This is a genomic window from Streptomyces sp. HUAS 15-9 (assembly GCF_025642155.1).
GTDB lineage: Bacteria > Actinomycetota > Actinomycetes > Streptomycetales > Streptomycetaceae > Streptomyces.
Map to the genome: position 1 here is coordinate 2,041,641 of NZ_CP106798.1, position 18,226 is coordinate 2,059,866.

Below are 18,226 nucleotides of genomic sequence, written 5' to 3' on the forward strand. Positions count from 1 at the left end.
TGGAGCGGAGGCCCGGGCACCGACCCGACCGTGACGAACCGCACGCCGACGGCGAGCGCCACGGGGCGAACGGGCCCATCTCGCGGACAACGCGACTGCGCGCGCTCCGAGGCCCACGGGCACGGAGCCGGGCGACCGGGTACGGGTGCGGGTGCGGCCCCGGCCGTGACGAACCTGCTGTCCGCACCGCAGACACGGACACCGCTCGGGGTGGAGGGCAGGCGGCGGATACGACGTGCCGTAGCCATGCGTGCCCGGCCCCCGTGGACATCGCGCCGGGCAACAGCTTCTGCCGAGGCCCTGGTTTCCGGGGTCGGGGCGTTGTCAGTGGGGGGTGCCAGACTGGGCAGCAGGCTCACGACACCGGTGCAGGACCGACACACAAGGAGTGATCGGCATGGCGGGTACGGGCGGTGGGCGGCCGAGTATCTTTCCGACTCTGCTGTACGCGGACGCGAAAGCCGCGATCAGACAACTCACGGAGGCCTTCGGGTTCACCGAGCTCTCGGTGTACGAGGGCGAGGACGGCTCGGTGCTGCACGCCGAGCTGGTGCAGGGCAACGGTGCCGTGATGATCGGCTCCAAGGGCCGCGGCGGCGTCTTCGACACGGCGATGAAGGACGCGGGCCCCGCGGGTGTGTACGTCGTCGTGGACGACGTGGACGCACACCACCAGCGTGCCGTGGACCACGGCGCGGACATCCTGATGCCCCCGACGGACCAGGACTACGGCTCGCGGGACTACATGGCCCGGGACGCCGAGGGCAACATCTGGAGCTTCGGCACGTACGCCCCCGAGATAGCGGCCTGAGCGGCCCCTCTCCCCCGCCCGGCTATCCCCCGGTGTGCACCTGGAAGGCCGCCCGGCGCACGGCCTTGGCCAGGGCCGGGTCGGGGTGGGCCGCGGCGAGGGCGACCAGGACCTGCACGGTGCGGGGGTGACCGACGGCGCGCACCTCGTCCAGCAGCTTCGGGACGGTGGGCTGCACCGCGGACTCCAGGTGCCGGACGAGCAGTGGCGCCTCGCCGTGGTCGGCGACGGCTGCGGCGGTGTCCACCCACAGCCAGGTGGCCTCTTTCCGGGTGAGGACCTCGTGGGCGTCCTCCGGGTCGGCACCGTCGTGCTCGGCGAGCCACAGCAGGGCGTACGGCCGCAGGGTCGGATCGTCGGCCACGGCGCGGACGTCGGGCTCGGCGGGGGCGCCGACGACACGCAGCGCCTCGAAGGCGAGGCCGCGCAGCAGGGCGTCCTCGCCGCGGGCGGCGCCGATGAGTTCGGTGACGGCGCTACCGACGGTGCGGGCGGCGAGCCAGGCGCGGTACTCGGCGCGGGCCGCGTTGGGGCGGAGCCGGGCGCAGCCGCGCAGCATCGCCTCGGCGGCCTGCTCGATGTTCCCGGCGGGGCTCTGCGCGGCCACGCAGATCTGCTCCAGCTTGACCCAGACCGCCCAGCTGCCCAGCGGGGTGAGCGTGGCCTGGCCGTCGCCGCAGGTGAGGGCGCCGACGGAGGCGAGGGCGTGCAGGGACCAGTCGAGCAGGGGGGCGAGCGGGGTGTCCCCGACGGGTGCGGGTTCCGCCGGGTCGGCGCCGGCGGAAAGCACGGCGGCTGAGGGCGCGGCAGCGGTAGGGCTCGCGGGCCCTGGCTCGTAGGGGACTTCGCAGCGCTCGGTGCGCAGTTCGGTGACCCGCTGCTGAAGCAGGTCGAGAAGCTGCTCGACCGGGACGGGACCGGCGGACAGCTGGAGGAAGGAGAGCACCTGGGGCATGGCCGAGACGACCTCGGCGACCGCGGCGGGCTCGTGGTCCGGGGGTTCCGGGTGGGCGAGCGACCAGGCGTCGAAGAGGGCGACCCAGCCGCGCAGTACGGCGCTGTCGTCCCGGTCCCAGGCGCGCAGACGCCAGCCGGGGCGCGCGCTGTCGCCGTGCACCTCGACGAGGCCGGCGAGGCGGGCGATGTCCCAGTCGGCGCGGACCTGAGCGGAGGTCAGGCCCAGGTCGGCGGCCGCCCGTTCGGCGGTCGCGGCGGAGAGAGTGGCCTTGCCGTCGTCGGTCCCGCCTGCGCGGCCGGGGCCGAGGGCGGCGTCGGCCCAGTGGGCGACGCGGGCCGCGGCGGCCAGCCCGGAGCGCGCCATTCTGGCCAGTTCCACGAGGGCCGGTGTGCCCTCCGGAGGGCGCGGTGCGGGGCGGCGCGAGGGCCGCTGGTTGATCGCTCGGGGGGCGGCGGCCAGGGGTCGCGGTCGGACAAGTCGAAGCCTGGAGTCGCGCGGGATACGGGACGTCACGGGTGCAGTCTTCCGGTTGACGGTCCGAAAACCCAAACGGAATGTCACGGCGGGCGACGGGGCTGGCCAACGCACGCGCTCGTGTGGGGCCAGGGAGGTGGGTTCAGGCCAGTGGTACGGCCTTAAACGGAACGGCCGGAACCGGGCTTGCGGCCCGGGTGCCCGGCAGGCGGGAGAGCGCGGGAATCCTCACATCAGCGGGGTCAGGAACCGGCGCAGCCGCTCCTCGTACTCCTTCGGGTCGGCGTTCCACATCGCCGCGTGCGGGGCGTGCGGCACGGTGTGGAGGGCGACACGGTCGGGGCGGCGGGTGGCGAGCCGACGGGAGTAGGCCCAGGGGGCCACCTCGTCGTCCGGGCCGTGGATGATCAGGGTGGGGACCCTGAGCTGGTCGGGGTCGGCGGTCTCGGCGACGTGGTCGACGTGCAGGCCGGCCCGGCCCTGGGCGGCGCGCACCGCGAGCGGCAGCAGGGCCTCCGGGGTGTGCCGGGCCGTGGCCAGGGCGCGCAGCGTGGCCTCCCAGCTGAGCACCGGCGAGTCGAGGACCAGGCCGGCGACGTGGTCGCGCACCGAGGAGTGCAGGGCGGCGCGCAGCGCCATGGTGGCGCCGGTGGACCAGCCGTACAGGACGACGCGGCGGGCGCCGTAGCGGACGGCGTAGCGGATCGCCGCGTCCAGGTCGCGCCATTCGGTCTCGCCGAGGTGGTTGAGGCCGTCCGGCGGGCGGGGTGCGCCGAGATCGCCGCGGTAGGCGAGGTCGAGCACGGGGACGCGCCGGTGGTGCAGGAAGCCCATGACGTTCATGGGGTGCTCGCGGGTGGTGCCCAGGCCGTGCACGGTGATCACCCAGGTGTCCCGGGATCCGGGCACGAACCAGGCGGGCAGAGCGCCGAGTTCGCCGGGTACGTCGATGTCGGCGTGGTCGAGGCCGAGGGCGGTGCTCGGGTTGCCGACGTGCACGTTCGGAGTGAGCCAGACCTTGTCGCCGGAGTCGAGGGTGCCGTGCGTGACCCGTTCCAGGCGGCGTACGACGGTGTCGGCCTTGTGCTCGGCGGACTCCAGGACGGGTCCGACGACCGCGTGCGAGCCGTCGCCGGACAGGCCGTAGATGCCGGGGCGCAGGGAGGCCAGGTCGCGGGTGATCGTGATCCGGCCCGCGGCCGTGCCGTGCACGGTGAGCCGGGGCTCGGTGGGCAGTGGCCGGCCGGGCGGCGCCTTGAGTGCGGCGTCGCTGGCTATCCGACCGGCGGCGACGCCGGCCGCGCCGGCCGCCAGGACCGCGGTGACGGCCGCGGCCGTCGCTGTGACAGTGCGCACGCTTCCAGTGTCCCGGCGGAGCCGGTCACCGGCCAGTGGGCGCACGTCCGTCCGGTGACACCAGCGGTTTTCGGCCGGTGGCACCGGGTGTTTTTCCGGACCGCCCCGGCGGCCGTCAGCGGCGCTGGCCGTATCCCGCCAGCCGCTCCCCGGCCTCGGCCAGCTGCTGCTCCGACAGCAGTGACGGTGTCAGGCCGGGTACCGATGACGCCGTCAGCCACAGCCGGCACATCCACTCCAGCTGGGCCGTGCGGTCGTAGGCCTGGTCGAGGGAGGTGCCGTATGTGAGGGTGCCGTGGTTCTGGAGGAGACAGCCCGAGCGGTCGGCGAGCGCCCGGAGCATGTTCTCGGCCAACTCGTCGGTGCCGTACGTCGCATACGGGGCAACCCGGGCGGGGCCGCCGAGGGCACCGGACATGTAGTGGATCGCCGGGAGTTCGGTGACGAGCGTCGAGACGGCGGTCGCGTGGACGGCGTGGGTGTGCACCACGGCGTGGGCGTCGGTGGTGCGGTAGACGGCGAGATGCATGGGCAGCTCGCTGGTCGGGACCAGGGTGCCGAGCATCTGCCGCCCGGCGAGGTCCACCCCGGTCACGTCGTCCGGCGTCAGCCGGTCGTAGGGCACGCCCGACGGCGTGACCAGCACGGTGTCGCCGACGCGCACGGACACATTGCCGGAGGTGCCGACGACCAGTCCGTCGGACACGGTCCGGCGGGCCGTCGCGACGAGCGCCTCCCAGGCGTGCGCCTCCTCGTCGGACACAGGCCTCCTCCGCACCTCCGGCACAAGCGGTGCGCCCTCCCGGTCGTCCCGTCCGTCCCGCTGGTTCCGCCGCTGCTCAGCCATGCCGCGATCCTGCCAGCCGACGCCCTCGAAAGACCCTCGGAGCGGGGCACTTCAGGCCGGAAACCACGCCTCCGAAAGACCGCATACAGCCATGAATTCCGCAAACCGTCCCGCCACCGCGCCCGAGTGATCACGGCGTCCGTGACGGCGCTCGTCACCGGGGGAGCCGCGACCGTACTCGCCGGAGCCCCGGCGTCCGCGAACGAGCCTGCCGACGGGACACGACGTCTCGTCCCACCAGAGGAACGTCGACCGGCCGGGCGCGAAGGCGGAAGGCGCCATCCACTTCAGTCGGCAGTACGACGGCTCGCGCGCCGCGGGCATCGTCCGGGGCGCCTGTCACTTCGCGCTGCCGGACAAGTCGTCGGGCGCGGCGCGGGCGGCGTACTTCGTGCTCAACGGCGGCACTTGGACCGCGGACGGCTGGACGCTGCCCCCCGCACTGGACATCGCCGCCCTGTGATCTACACCACCGCCCACTGGTGGAACACCTGCACCGGCGGCAGCGGCGCGTTCGCCACCGACCATGCCCTGTGGATCGCCCGCCACGGCTCGCCCGACGTGGGGAAACCGCCGACGGGGTGGCCGTACCGGACCTTCTGGCAGTACGGCAACAGCGGCAGTCTGCCGGGTGACCAAAATCTCATTCAACGGGTCATCGGCCCGGCTGAGGTCGTTCGCCCGGGGCGGCCAGTCAAGGGGCGTCTGGGCCGCCGGTCCTGAGCAGAGCGTCGACCCCTCGTTTACGACACCCTCACGCCTGCCCTAGTTCATCTTCCGTTCACCCAGGTTGCCTACGGTCAACCAGCCAATGACGTCCTCTGAACGATTGCCTGGGTAAATGGAAAACTTCTCGCTGATCCTCGCGATTGTGGTGGTAACCGCACTCGCGTTTGATTTCACGAACGGTTTCCACGACACCGCCAACGCGATGGCCACGACCATCTCGACCGGTGCACTCAAGCCCAAGGTCGCGGTGGGCATGTCCGCCGCGCTCAACCTTGTAGGCGCCTTCCTCTCCGTGGAGGTCGCCAACACGATCTCCAAGGGCCTCGTCGACGAGGCCGGCATACGTCCCGAGGTCATCTTCGCCGCCCTGGTCGGCGCGATCCTCTGGAACCTGCTGACCTGGCTGGTAGGGCTCCCGTCCAGCTCCTCGCACGCTCTGATGGGCGGTCTGATCGGCGCGACGATCGCGTCGGCCGGCACCGGCGCCGTCCACGGCGGCGTGCTCGTCACCAAGGTCCTGATCCCGGCCGTCGCGGCCCCGATCGTCGCCGGTGTGGCCGCCATGCTCGCCACACGGTTCTCCTACGGGCTGAGCAAGGACGCCGACAGCGCGGCCACCCGCAAGGGCTACCGCGCCGGCCAGATCGCCTCCGCCGGCCTCGTCTCCCTCGCCCACGGCACCAACGACGCGCAGAAGACGATGGGCATCATCACCCTCGCGCTGATCGCCGGCGGCGCCATCGCCCCCGACTCCAACCCTCCCGTCTGGGTGATCCTCTCCGCCGGCCTCGCCATCGCGCTCGGCACCTACATCGGCGGCTGGCGCATCATCCGCACCATGGGCAAGGGCCTGACCGACCTTCAGCCGCAGCAGGGCTTCTCCGCCCAGACCAGCGCCGCGACGGTCATCCTGGCCTCCTCCCACCTGGGCTTCTCCCTCTCCACCACGCACGCCGTCTCCGGCTCCGTGATGGGCGCGGGCGTGGGCCGCAAGGGCGGCGTGGTCCGCTGGTCCACCGCGACCCGCATGATGGTGGCCTGGGCGCTGACCCTGCCGGCGGCCGCTCTGGTCGGTGCGCTCGCTGAGTCCGTGACCGACCTGGGCAACTGGGGCACCGCGGTCGTCGCCGTCTTCCTCGTCGCCTCCAGCGCCACGATCTGGAAGCTCTCCCGCCGCCAGGTGGTCGACCACAGCAACGTCAACGACACCGAGGAGCCGGCCGGTGTGGTGACCACGGCGATGGCCGCCGTGACGCCGCCCCCGGCAGGCACCGTGGCCGAGGACCTGACGGCCACCATCCCGTCCCCCGCGGCCGCCCCCGCCACCGACCCGGCCGCCCCTCCGGCCGCCACCGTCTGACCCCGAGACCCGGTTACTAAGGAAGCATCACCATGAAGATCGACTGGGCAGCCCTCGGCTCCGTCTTCGGCGTCAGCCTCGTGGTCACCGTGGGCCTCGTGGCCCTGTTCACCCTGGGCGTCAAGGGCCTCGCACACCGCGAACGCGCCACGGCCCAGGGCGGCTCCGCCCCTCTCGCGGTCACCGGAGCGTACGTCTGCTTCGCGGCCTGCGCGGCGGCGGTGGCGTACGGCATCTACCTGATCATGGCCAAGGCCTGACCCTGGCCCTGGTCCTGACCCTGGTCCTGGCCCTGGTCCTGACCCAGATCATGGCCAAGGCCTGACCGAGCCTCACCCGGGCTCCTCCCCGATGTCTTCGGGGAGGAGCCTTTTCGTGTGCCCTCACACCCGCCCGCGCAGCGCCGGTGTGGGTCTCAGCACACTCTCCCCTTGCAGGTCAACGGCAAGTTGACGGCCCTTCCGGGAGCGTGGTGGACTGCCGGAGCCATGTACGGCGGCAAGGGAGGAAGCCGGTGTGAATCCGGCGCGGTCCCGCCACTGTCACCGGGGAAGAACTCTCCGGAAGCCAGGAACTCCCACCGCCGGTCTCGTCGAACCAGGGCGCGGACACCCTGAGTGAGGACATATCGCCATGCTCGGCTGCCGATCGAGGTACAGCACCAGGTCGCTGCTCGACCCCACGGCCGGCTGAGCCGATGCGTGCCGATCGCGTCTTCGCGTACGGCGCCTCCGCCGGCCTCCTCGGTGACCTTCTCCTGGGCGATCCACGCCGTGGGCATCCGGTCGCCGCGTTCGGGCGTGCGGCGAGCGCCGTGGAGCGGGTGCTGTGGCGGGACCACCGCGGCTGGGGCGCCCTGCACACCGCCGCGTGCGTCGGCGGGGCCGTGGCCCTCGGCGCCCTCGCCGGGCGAGCCGTACGTCCCTCCCCCACCGCCTCCGTCGCACTCACCGGTGCCGCCACCTGGGCCGTGATCGGGGGGACTTCGCTCGCCCGGGAGGCCCGGGCCATCGGGCACGCCCTGGAGGCGGGCGACGTGGCAGGGGCTCGTGCCCGGCTGCCTCACCTCTGCGGACGGGATCCGCAGGCGCTCGACGCCGACGGGATCGCCCGGGCCGTGGTCGAGTCCGTCGCCGAGAACACCTCCGACGCCGTCGTAGGGGCGCTGGTGTGGGGTGCCCTGGGAGGCGTGCCCGGACTGCTCGGGTTCCGCGCGGTCAACACCCTTGACGCCATGGTCGGGCACAAGTCCCCCCGGTACCGGCGCTACGGGTGGGCCTCCGCCCGGCTCGACGACGTCGCCGGATGGCCGGGGGCCCGGCTCACCGCCGTACTGGCCGCCGCCGCGGGCCCGGACCCACGCGGCGCCCTGCGTGCCTGGCGGGCCGACGCACGCAGGCATCCCAGTCCCAACGCCGGGCCCGTCGAGGCCTCCTTCGCGGGGGCTCTGGGCGTACGGCTCGGCGGAACCCTTGCCTACGGAGGGCGGATCGAGCACCGGCCCGTGCTCAACGGTGACGGCCGCGCCGTCGCCACCGAGGACATCGACCGGGCCGTACGGCTCTCCCGTCGGGTCGGTCTGCTCGCGCTCGGCGTCGCAGTCGCCGCGCGCGCCGTCGTGACCAAGACAAAGGGGGGCACGTCATGAACGGTGGTCTGCTCGTCGCCGGCACCACCTCCGACGCGGGCAAGAGCGTCGTGACGGCGGGGATCTGCCGGTGGCTGGTGCGACAGGGCGTCAAGGTCGCGCCCTTCAAGGCGCAGAACATGTCCCTCAACTCGTTCGTGACCCGCGAGGGCGCCGAGATCGGGCGGGCCCAGGCCATGCAGGCCCAGGCGTGCCGGGTGGAGCCCAGCGCGCTGATGAACCCCGTGCTGCTCAAGCCCGGTGGTGAGCAGAGCAGCCAGGTGGTGCTGCTGGGAAAGCCGGTGGGCGAGTTGAGTGCCCGCGGCTATCACGGGGGCCGGCAGCAGAGACTTCTCGGGACCGTTCTCGACTGTCTCGCCGAGTTGCGGGGCACGTATGACGCGGTGATCTGTGAGGGGGCGGGCTCTCCCGCCGAGATCAATCTCCGGCGGACCGACATCGTGAACATGGGGATCGCGCGGGGTGCCCGACTCCCCGTGCTCGTCGTCGGCGACATCGACCGCGGGGGCGTCTTCGCCTCCTTCTTCGGGACCGTGGCCCTGCTCTCGCCCGAGGACCAGGAACTCGTCGCCGGGTTCCTCGTGAACAAGTTCCGTGGGGATGTGTCCCTGCTGGAGCCGGGGCTCGACATGCTGCACGGGCTCACCGGGCGGGACACCTACGGAGTGCTGCCGTTCCGGCACGGGCTCGGCATCGACGAGGAGGACGGGCTCCGGGTCTCGCTGCGCGGCACAGTGCGCGAGTCGGCCGTGGCGCCGCCCGTCGGGGAGGACGTGCTGCGGGTGGCCGTCTGCGCGATCCCGCTCATGTCCAACTTCACCGACGTGGACGCCCTGGCCGCCGAGCCCGGTGTGGTCGTGCGGTTCGTGGACCGGCCGGAGGAACTCGCCGACGCCGACCTCGTCGTGATCCCGGGCACCCGGGGGACGGTCCGGGCGCTGGAGTGGCTGCGGGAGCGGGGGCTGGCCGACGCCATCGTCGCAAGGGCCCGTGAGGACCTGCCCGTTCTCGGCATCTGCGGCGGCTTCCAGGTACTCGGCGAGCACATCGAGGACGACGTCGAGAGCCGCGAGGGGCACGTGGACGGGCTCGGGATCCTGCCCGTGCGGGTGCGGTTCGCCAAGGAGAAGACCCTCACCCGGCCCGTCGGCGAAGCCCTCGGCGAGCACGTCGAGGGGTACGAGATCCACCACGGGGTCGCCGACGTCCACGGCGGGGAGACGTTCCTCTCCGATGAGAGCGGACGCGGCCTGGACGGCTGCCGGGTCGGGCAGACCTGGGGCACCCACTGGCACGGCTCCCTGGAGTCGGACGGTTTCCGGCGGGCCTTCCTGCGCGAGGTGGCGGCCGCCGCGGGCCGCCGCTTCGTACCGGCCCCCGACACCTCGTTCGCCGCGCTGCGCGAGGAACAGCTCGACCGGCTCGGCGACCTGATCGAACAGCACGCGGACACGGACGCGCTCTGGCGGCTCATCGAGTCGGGCGCGCCTCAAGGACTGCCCTTCATTCCACCGGGAGCGCCCGCATGAGCACAGTGTTGTTGTTGTCGACCGCCGACACCGATCTGCTGGCGGCCCGGGCCTCCGGCGCGTCCTACCTGATCGGCAACCCGACCCGGGTCGACGTCACCGGGGAACTTCCGGAACTCCTCCGGCGGGCAGACCTCGCCGTCGTACGGCTGCTCGGCGGCAAGCGGGCCTGGGAGGAGGGGCTCGCCGCGCTGCGGGCCGCCGGGATCCCGACCGTGCTGCTGGGCGGGGAGGCGGTGCCCGACGCCGAGTTGATGGCCGAGTCGTCCGTGCCGGCCGGTGTCGTGGCCGAGGCGCTGCGCTACCTCGTCGAGGGCGGACCCGCCAACCTCACTGAGCTCGCGCGCTTCCTGTCCGACACCGTGCTGCTGACGGGCGAGGGCTTCGACGAGCCGCGGAAGATGCCCGAGCACGGCGTCCACGGCGAACGTGCCCTCGTCGAGGGCCGGCCCACCGTCGGCGTGCTCTTCTACCGGGCCCACGAACTGAGCGGCAACACCGCCTTCGTCGACACCCTGTGCGACGCGATCGAGGCACGGGGGGCCAACGCCCTTCCCGTGTACTGCGGTTCGCTGCGCGGTGCCGACGCCGGGCTGTACGAGATCCTGGGCCGGGCCGACGCCCTGGTCGCCACGGTCCTCGCCGCCGGCGGCACCCACGCCTCGCAGGCCTCGGCGGGCGGAAAGGATCCAGTGGTGCGAAGCACCTCCGTTGAGGGTGGTGGTGGGAGACGGGCGGGCGAGGAGTCCTGGGACATCGGGGCGCTCGCCGACCTGGACATCCCGGTGCTGCAAGGGCTCTGTCTGACCTCCTCACGTGCCACGTGGGACGCGTCCGACGCCGCCCTCTCCCCCATGGACGCGGCGATGCAGGTCGCGATCCCCGAGTTCGACGGCCGCCTCGTCACCGTGCCGTTCTCCTTCAAGGAACAGGGCCCGGACGACGTGCCGGTGTACATCGCCGACCCCGAGCGGGCCGGCCGCGTCGCCGGAATCGCCGTACGGCACGCGCAGTTGAAGCACAAGGCGAACGCGGACAAAAAGGTCGCGCTCGTCTTCACCGCCTACCCGACCAAGCACTCGCGCGTCGGCAACGCGGTGGGCCTCGACACCCCGGCCTCCGCGGTCCGGGTCCTCGACGCGCTGCGGGACGCCGGCTACTCCCTCACCGAATACCCCGACAACGGCGACGAGTTGATCCACCGGCTCATCGAGGCCGGCGGCCACGACGTCGAATGGCTCACCGAGGAGCAGCTGACCGCAGCGCCCGCGCGCGTCCCGCTCGCCGACTACCGGGCGTGGTTCGACAAGCTCGACCCCGAGCTGCGGGAGGGCATGCTGGAGGCGTGGGGCGAGCCGCCGGGCTCCCTGTACGTCGACGGCGACGACATCGTCCTCGCCTCCCTCCGGTTCGGGAACGTCGTCGTGATGATCCAGCCACCGCGCGGCTTCGGCGAGAACCCGATCGCGATCTACCACGACCCCGACATGCCGCCCTCGCACCACTACATGGCGGCGTACCGGTGGCTGGAGAACTCGTTCGGCGCGGACGCGATCGTCCACATGGGCAAGCACGGCACGATGGAGTGGCTGCCGGGCAAGGGTCTCGGGCTCGGCAAGGGCTGCGCGCCGGACGCGGTCCTCGGCGACCTGCCGCTGATCTACCCCTTCATCGTCAACGACCCCGGCGAGGGCACCCAGGCCAAGCGGCGCGGGCACGCCACGGTCGTCGACCACCTCGTACCGCCGATGGCCCGCGCCGACATTTACGGCGACCTGGCGAAGCTGGAGCAACTGCTCGACGAGTACGCGCTCGTCTCCGACCTGGACCCGACCAAGGCGCCTGCCGTACGGGCGCAGATCTGGACGCTGGTCAAGGCGGCCGAGCTGCACCACGACCTGCACGTGGACGAGCAGCCCGAGGACGACGACTTCGACTCGTTCGTCATGCACATCGACGGCTATCTGTGCGAGATCAAGGACGTGCAGATCCGCGACGGCCTGCACATCCTCGGTGGCGGACCGGTCGCGGAGCCGCGCGTCAACCTGGTCCTCGCCGTGCTGCGCGCCTCGCAGGTGTGGGGCGGGCAGGCGAACGCCCTGCCGGGGCTGCGGGCCTCGCTGGCGGAGCACTTCGGGCTGCTGGAGAAGGAGCTGCTCGCCGAGCCGGGCGCGCCGGTGAAGGTGCCGGTGGAGCTGACGGACCTGGTCGAGGGGCCGTCCCGTACGGCCGCCGACGCGATCGATCTGCTGGAGCAGTTGTGCCGGCGGTTCGCGGAGGGGATGGAGGAGCGCGGCTGGGACGGCGCGGCGGTCCCGGGCCTCGTCCGTGAGGTCCTCGGCACCGAACTCCCCGACGCCGTCGCCGTGCTGGAGTTCGCCTGCGCCGAGGTCGTACCGCGCCTGGCACGGACCACCGACGAGATCGGCCATATCCTCCGGGCGCTGAACGGCGGTTACGTCCCCGCCGGTCCCTCGGGCTCCCCCACCCGCGGCCTCGTCAACGTCCTGCCGACCGGCCGGAACTTCTACTCCGTCGACCCCAAGGCCATTCCGTCCCGGCTGAGCTGGGAGGTCGGCCAGTCGCTCGCCGACTCGCTGGTGCAGCGGTATCTCCAGGACACGGGCGAGTATCCGAAGTCCGTCGGCCTCACGGTGTGGGGCACGTCCGCCATGCGCACCCAGGGCGACGACATCGCCGAGATCCTGGCGCTGCTGGGGTGCCGTCCGGTGTGGGACGACGCGTCGAGGCGCGTGACCGGGTTCGAGATCGTGTCCCTGGAGGAGCTCGGCCGGCCGCGCATCGACGTCACCGTCCGTATCTCGGGCTTCTTCCGGGACGCGTTCCCGCACGTGGTCGGGCTGATCGACGACGCGGTGCGGGCCGTGGCCGAGCTGGACGAACCCACCGAGCGGAACTTCGTGCGCGCCCACGCCGACGAGGACACCGCCGAGCACGGCGACCGACGGCGCGCGACGGCCCGGGTCTTCGGTTCGAAGCCGGGGGCGTACGGCGCCGGGCTGCTGCCGCTGATCGACGCCCGCAACTGGCGCTCCGACGCGGACCTCGCCGAGGTGTACGCGGTGTGGGGCGGCTACGCCTACGGACGGGGGCTCGACGGGCGGGCGGCCCGCGGGGACATGGAGACGGCGTTCCGGCGGATCGCGGTGGCGGCGAAGAACGTCGACACCCGCGAGCACGATCTCGTCGACGCCGACGACTACTTCCAGTACCACGGCGGCATGGTGGCCATGGTGCGGCACCTGACGGGGGCGAGCCCCGAGGCGTATGTGGGCGACTCCGCCGTACCGGATCAGGTGAAGACGCGGACCCTCGGCGAGGAGACGCACCGGGTGTTCCGTGCCCGCGTGGTGAACCCGCGCTGGATGGCGGCCATGCGGCGGCACGGCTACAAGGGCGCCTTCGAGATGGCGGCGACCGTGGACTACCTCTTCGGGTACGACGCGACGGCGGGCGTGGTCGACGACTGGATGTACGAGAAGCTCAGCGCCGAGTACGTCTTCGACGCGGAGAACCGGGACTTCATGAAGAAGTCCAACCCCTGGGCGCTGCGCGGGATCACGGAGCGCCTGCTGGAGGCGGCCGACCGCGGGCTGTGGGCCGAGCCGGACGCCGACACCCTGGAGCGGCTGCGGGCCACCTACCTGGAGCTGGAAGGCGACTTGGAGGGCGACGAGAAGTGAGTACCCCCTTTCCGTTCACGGCCGTCGTCGGCCAGGACGACCTGCGGCTCGCGCTGCTGCTGAACGCCGTGTCGCCGGCGGTCGGCGGTGTGCTGGTGCGCGGCGAGAAGGGCACCGCCAAGTCGACGGCCGTACGGGCCCTTTCGGCGCTGTTGCCCGAGGTCGGCGTCGTCTCCGGCTGCCGTTTCTCCTGTGACCCCGGCTCCCCCGACCCCGCCTGCCCGGACGGGCCGCACGAGCCGGGGGCGTTCGAGTCACGTCCTGCGCGCATGGTGGAGCTGCCTGTCGGGGCCTCCGAGGACCGGCTGGTGGGCGCCCTGGACATCGAGCGGGCGCTCGCCGAGGGCGTGAAGGCCTTCGAGCCCGGCCTGCTCGCCGACGCGCACCGCGGGATCCTGTACGTCGACGAGGTCAACCTGCTCCACGACCATCTCGTCGACCTGCTCCTTGACGCCGCCGCGATGGGCGCCTCCTACGTCGAGCGCGAGGGCGTCTCCGTGCGGCATGCCGCCCGCTTCCTGCTCGTCGGCACCATGAACCCGGAAGAGGGCGAGTTGCGCCCGCAGTTGCTCGACCGGTTCGGGCTGACCGTCGAGGTCGCGGCCTCGCGGGAGCCGGACCAGCGGGTGGAGGTCGTACGGCGACGGCTGGCGTACGACGACGACCCCGACGGTTTCGCCGCGCGGTGGGCCGGCGAGGAGGCTGCCGTACGGCAACGGATCGTGGCGGCGCGGGAGTTGCTGCCGTCGGTGCGGCTGGGCGACGGGGCGCTGCGGCAGATCGCGGCCACCTGTGCCGCCTTCGAGGTGGACGGTATGCGGGCCGACATCGTGATGGCGCGTACGGCGACCGCGCTGGCGGCCTGGGCGGGGCGGACCGATGTGCTCGCCGAGGACGTGCGTCAGGCGGCCCTGCTGGCGCTGCCGCACCGGCGCAGGCGGAACCCCTTCGACGCGCCGGGACTCGACGAGGACAGGCTCGACGAGACGCTGGAGGAGTTCTCGGGCGACGGCGAGGACGATTCCGAGCCCGATCCCGACGGTGGTGGACCGGGCGGGGGCGGCGGGCAGCCCGCGCCGGACGCCGGTCCGCACGGCGGTGACACGGCTGCCCGGCCCGAGACCGGTGAGGGCGGCGAGCCGCAGGCGTCCGGCGCCGCAGAGCAGTCCCCCGTCCGCGCCGCAGAGCCCTTCCGGGCCAAAGTGCTGAGCGTGCCCGGGATCGGCGAGGGCGCCGCCGGACGGCGCTCGCGGGCACGGACCGAGCACGGGCGCACGACGGGGGCGCGGCGGCCGCAGGGCAAGCTCTCCAAGCTGCACCTGGCGGCCACCGTCCGGGCGGCGGCACCGCATCAGCGGACGCGGGGCCGCTCCGGGCCGGGTCTCGTCGTACGCCGGGACGATCTGCGGCAGGCAAGCCGCGAGGGGCGCGAGGGGAACCTCGTCCTGTTCGTGGTCGACGCCTCCGGGTCGATGGCCGCGCGGCAGCGGATGGGCGCCGTGAAGGGTGCCGTGCTGTCGCTGCTGCTCGACGCCTACCAGCGGCGGGACAAGGTGGGGCTGGTGACCTTCCGCGGCAAGGACGCTCAGGTCGCCCTGCCGCCGACCTCGTCCGTGGACGCGGCGGCGGCCCGGCTGGAGTCGCTGCCGACGGGCGGGCGGACCCCGCTCGCGGCCGGGCTGCTGAAGGCGCACGAGGTGCTGCGGGTCGAGCGGCTGCGGGATCCCGCGCGCCGGGCGCTGGTCGTGGTGGTGACCGACGGGCGGGCCACGGGTGGTCCGGAGCCGGTCGCCCTGGCGGGGCGCGCGGCCCGGCTGTTCGCGGCCGAGGGTGTCGCCTCCGTGGTCGTGGACTGCGAGTCGGGGCCGGTGCGGCTCGGGCTCGCCGCCCAGCTCGCGGGTGAGCTGGGCGGTACGGCGGTGACGCTGGACGAGCTGCGGGCCGACAGCATCGCCGGGTTGGTCAGGAATGTGCAGGGAACATCGAGGAGGGCCGCGTAATGCCTCAGGGGCAGCCGAGTGTGATCCCGGACGACGGGCTGACGACGCGGCAGCGGCGCAACCGGCCGCTCGTCGTCGTCCACACGGGCATCGGCAAGGGGAAGTCCACCGCCGCGTTCGGGCTCGCGCTGCGTGCCTGGAACCAGGGGTGGCCGATCGGGGTGTTCCAGTTCGTCAAGTCGGCGAAGTGGAAGGTCGGCGAGGAGAACGCGCTGAAGGTGCTGGGCGCCTCCGGCGAGGGCGGGACCGTCGACTGGCACAAGATGGGCGAGGGCTGGTCCTGGGTCCAGCGTGACGTCGACAACTCCACCAACGAGGACAAGGCCCGCGAGGGCTGGGAGCAGGTCAAGCGGGACCTGGCCGCCGAGACGTACAAGCTGTACGTGCTCGACGAGTTCGCGTACCCGATGCACTGGGGCTGGATCGACACCGACGAGGTCGTCGAGGTGCTGCGCGACCGGCCGGGGACCCAGCACGTGGTGATCACCGGGCGGAACGCCCCGGACAAGCTCGTCGACCTCGCGGACCTGGTGACCGACATGTCCAAGGTCAAGCACCCCATGGACGTGGGCCAGAAGGGGCAGAGAGGCATCGAGTGGTGATGTCCCCGTCCGTGCCCCGGCTGGTCATCGCCGCGCCCTCGTCGGGCAGCGGCAAGACCACCGTCGCCACGGGGTTGATGGCCGCGCTGACCGGGCGGGGACTCGCCGTGTCCCCGCACAAGGTCGGCCCCGACTACATCGACCCCGGGTATCACGCGCTCGCCACCGGGCGCGTGGGGCGCAACCTCGACGCGTATCTGTGCGGGCCGGAGCTGGTCGGTCCGCTGTTCGCGCACGGTGCGCGCGGCTGCGACATCGCGGTCGTCGAGGGCGTGATGGGGCTGTACGACGGGGCCGCCGGGGAGGGTGAACTGGCGTCCACCGCCCATGTGGCGAAGCTGCTGCGGGCACCCGTGGTGCTGGTCGTGGACGCGTCGTCGCAGTCGCGGTCGGTGGCCGCTCTGGTGCACGGGTTCGCCTCCTGGGATCCGGAGGTGCGGGTCGGGGGCGTGATCCTGAACAAGGTCGCGTCGGACCGGCACGAAGCGCTTCTGCGGGAGGCGTTGGACTCCGTCGGTTCGCCGGTGTTGGGGGTGTTGCGGCGGGCGCCGCAGGTGGACGTGCCATCCCGGCACCTGGGTCTGGTACCGGTCGCCGAGCGGCGGGCCTCGGCGGTGGAGGCCGTCGCGGAGATGGGTGCGCAGGTCTCCGACGGTTGTGATCTGGATGCGCTGATGGCGCTGGCGCGTGGTGCTGGTGCGTGGTCGAGTGCGGCCTGGGATGCGGCTGAGGCCCTGGGGGCTGCGCCCCCAGACCCCCGCTTTCGGCCTGAACGGCCTCGTCCTCAATCTCCCCCGAGCTCTTCGAGCAGGGGGTACCCCCACGGGCTGAAGAATGTCGGCCGGGACCGGGAAGCGCCGGTGGTTGCCGTCGCCGGCGGCCCCGCGTTCACCTTCTCCTACGCCGAGCACACCGAACTCCTCACCGCCGCCGGTGCCGACGTCGTCACCTTCGACCCCCTCCGCGACGAGCGACTGCCCGACGGGACAAGCGGGTTGGTCATCGGCGGCGGGTTCCCCGAGGTGTACGCCGCCGAGTTGTCCGCCAACGAGCCGCTGCGCAAGGCCGTCGCGGCGCTCGCGGAATCCGGTGCTCCCGTGGCTGCCGAGTGCGCCGGGCTGCTCTATCTCTCCCGGGAGCTGGACGGACGCCCCATGTGCGGGGTGCTCGACGCCACCGCGCGGATGAGCGAGCGGCTCACGCTCGGGTACCAGGATGCCGTGGCCGTGAGCGACAGCGTGCTCGCTGTCGCGGGGACGCGGATGCGGGGGCACGAGTTCCACCGGACCGTCGTCGAGCCCGGCTCGGGGGCGGCTCCCGCCTGGGGTGTGCGCGCCCCTCGACGGCGGGTCGAAGGTTTCGTACAGCAGGGTGTGCACGCGAGTTATCTGCACACGCACTGGGCGTCCGTGCCCGGTGCGGCCCGTCGGTTCGTGGAGAGGTGCGGGACGTCATGAGCAGCAGGCTGATCGGGGTCGGGGTGGGTCCGGGCGACCCGGAGCTGGTGACCGTCAAGGGCGTCAACGCCCTGCGCGCGGCCGATGTCGTCGTCGTACCCGTCATGGACACGTTTGAGCGGGGGCGGGCCGAGGCGACCGTGCTGCACTACGTGCCCGAGGAGAAGGTCGTCCGGGTGGTGTTCGCGCTCAACGAGCGGACCGACCGGGGGCGCCGGGAGGCCGCCTGGGACGCGGCCGGTGAGCGGGTGGCCGGGCTGCTCCGGGAGCGGGGCGCGGTCGCCTTCGCGACCATCGGCGATCCCAACGTGTACTCGACCTTCACCTATCTCGCGCAGACGATCGCGGAGCTGGTGCCGGGGACGGTCGTCGAGACGGTGCCGGGGATCACCGCCATGCAGGATCTCGCGGCGCGGTCGGGGGCCGTGCTGACCGAGGGCACCGAGCCGTTGACGCTCGTGCCGGTCACCGCCGGGGCCGGCGTGCTCAAGGAGGCGCTGAACGGGCCGGGGACGGTCGTGGCGTACAAGTTCGGGCGGCAGGCCAGGGAGGTCGCCGAGGCGCTGCGGGAGACCGGGCGGATCGACGACGCGGTGTGGGGGTCGGCGCTCGGGCTGCCGGAGGAGTCCATCCGGCCCGCGGGCGACCTCGACGGGGGCTCGCTGCCGTATCTCTCCACGCTGATCGCGCCCGCGCGGCGCGACGGCGGCCGGGGCGGCAAGCTGTGATCCGCTCGGCCGCAACCCCGCCC

At 72.8% G+C, this 18,226-nt stretch carries 13 protein-coding genes, 1 pseudogene and 1 riboswitch; of the genes and pseudogenes, 11 read left to right on the forward strand and 3 right to left on the reverse strand.

The genetic code is table 11. The features are described from left to right. The first annotated feature begins 397 nt into the window (after positions 1-397). Positions 398-811, forward strand: coding sequence for a VOC family protein (locus tag N8I87_RS09335; RefSeq protein WP_263207254.1), 414 nt, complete (start codon positions 398-400; stop codon positions 809-811). Between the two features lie 22 nt (positions 812-833). Here N8I87_RS09335 and N8I87_RS09340 read toward each other — a convergent pair whose 3' ends face one another. The 3 genes from N8I87_RS09340 to N8I87_RS09350 form a co-directional block, all read right to left on the reverse strand. Then, positions 834-2,132, reverse strand: coding sequence for a hypothetical protein (locus tag N8I87_RS09340; RefSeq protein WP_411577369.1), 1,299 nt, complete (start codon positions 2,130-2,132; stop codon positions 834-836). Positions 2,133-2,471: 339 nt separating this feature from the next. Further along, positions 2,472-3,599 (reverse strand): alpha/beta hydrolase family protein, encoded by a 1,128-nt coding sequence (locus tag N8I87_RS09345; protein WP_263207257.1) that lies wholly within the window; start codon positions 3,597-3,599, stop codon positions 2,472-2,474. 115 nt (positions 3,600-3,714) lie between these two features. Further along, complete coding sequence (locus N8I87_RS09350) at positions 3,715-4,446, reverse strand: class II aldolase/adducin family protein (protein WP_263207259.1); 732 nt, start codon at positions 4,444-4,446, stop codon at positions 3,715-3,717. A gap of 141 nt (positions 4,447-4,587) precedes the next feature. On the opposite strand from N8I87_RS09350, the pseudogene N8I87_RS09355 reads away from it, so the two are divergent. The 10 genes and pseudogenes from N8I87_RS09355 to cobI form a co-directional block, all read left to right on the forward strand. Continuing rightward, a pseudogene (locus N8I87_RS09355) lies at positions 4,588-5,137 on the forward strand (GH25 family lysozyme); the annotation flags it as partial. A 150-nt stretch (positions 5,138-5,287) separates the two neighbouring features. After that, entirely contained in the window at positions 5,288-6,535 is a 1,248-nt protein-coding gene (locus N8I87_RS09360) for an inorganic phosphate transporter (protein ID WP_263207261.1), read from the forward strand. Between the two features lie 32 nt (positions 6,536-6,567). Continuing rightward, the gene (locus N8I87_RS09365; protein WP_263207263.1) at positions 6,568-6,795 is read left to right on the forward strand and encodes a hypothetical protein; all 228 of its coding nucleotides are present in this window, start codon (positions 6,568-6,570) and stop codon (positions 6,793-6,795) included. Between the two features lie 196 nt (positions 6,796-6,991). Beyond that, a riboswitch (cobalamin riboswitch) is annotated at positions 6,992-7,131 on the forward strand. Positions 7,132-7,232: 101 nt separating this feature from the next. Beyond that, positions 7,233-8,183: a cobalamin biosynthesis protein gene (locus tag N8I87_RS09370; protein ID WP_263207265.1), complete on the forward strand. Its 951-nt coding sequence runs from the start codon at positions 7,233-7,235 to the stop codon at positions 8,181-8,183. Further along, positions 8,180-9,712, forward strand: coding sequence for a cobyric acid synthase (locus tag N8I87_RS09375; RefSeq protein ID WP_263207267.1), 1,533 nt, complete (start codon positions 8,180-8,182; stop codon positions 9,710-9,712). Before N8I87_RS09370 ends, N8I87_RS09375 begins: the two co-directional genes overlap by 4 nt. Continuing rightward, a complete protein-coding gene (gene cobN / locus N8I87_RS09380) occupies positions 9,709-13,416 on the forward strand; it encodes a cobaltochelatase subunit CobN (RefSeq protein ID WP_263207269.1) in 3,708 nt (1,235 codons plus the stop codon). Before N8I87_RS09375 ends, cobN begins: the two co-directional genes overlap by 4 nt. After that, entirely contained in the window at positions 13,413-15,416 is a 2,004-nt protein-coding gene (locus N8I87_RS09385; protein WP_263207271.1) for a putative cobaltochelatase, read from the forward strand. Before cobN ends, N8I87_RS09385 begins: the two co-directional genes overlap by 4 nt. After that, the gene (cobO, locus tag N8I87_RS09390; RefSeq protein ID WP_263207273.1) at positions 15,416-16,018 is read left to right on the forward strand and encodes a cob(I)yrinic acid a,c-diamide adenosyltransferase; all 603 of its coding nucleotides are present in this window, start codon (positions 15,416-15,418) and stop codon (positions 16,016-16,018) included. Before N8I87_RS09385 ends, cobO begins: the two co-directional genes overlap by 1 nt. Then, positions 16,018-17,475, forward strand: coding sequence for a cobyrinic acid a,c-diamide synthase CobB (locus N8I87_RS09395; protein ID WP_263207275.1), 1,458 nt, complete (start codon positions 16,018-16,020; stop codon positions 17,473-17,475). The genes cobO and N8I87_RS09395 overlap by 1 nt, the downstream gene beginning before the upstream one ends. After that, positions 17,472-18,203, forward strand: a complete 732-nt coding sequence (gene cobI, locus N8I87_RS09400; protein WP_263207276.1) for a precorrin-2 C(20)-methyltransferase — start codon at positions 17,472-17,474, stop codon at positions 18,201-18,203. Before N8I87_RS09395 ends, cobI begins: the two co-directional genes overlap by 4 nt. The last annotated feature ends 23 nt before the right edge of the window (positions 18,204-18,226 follow it).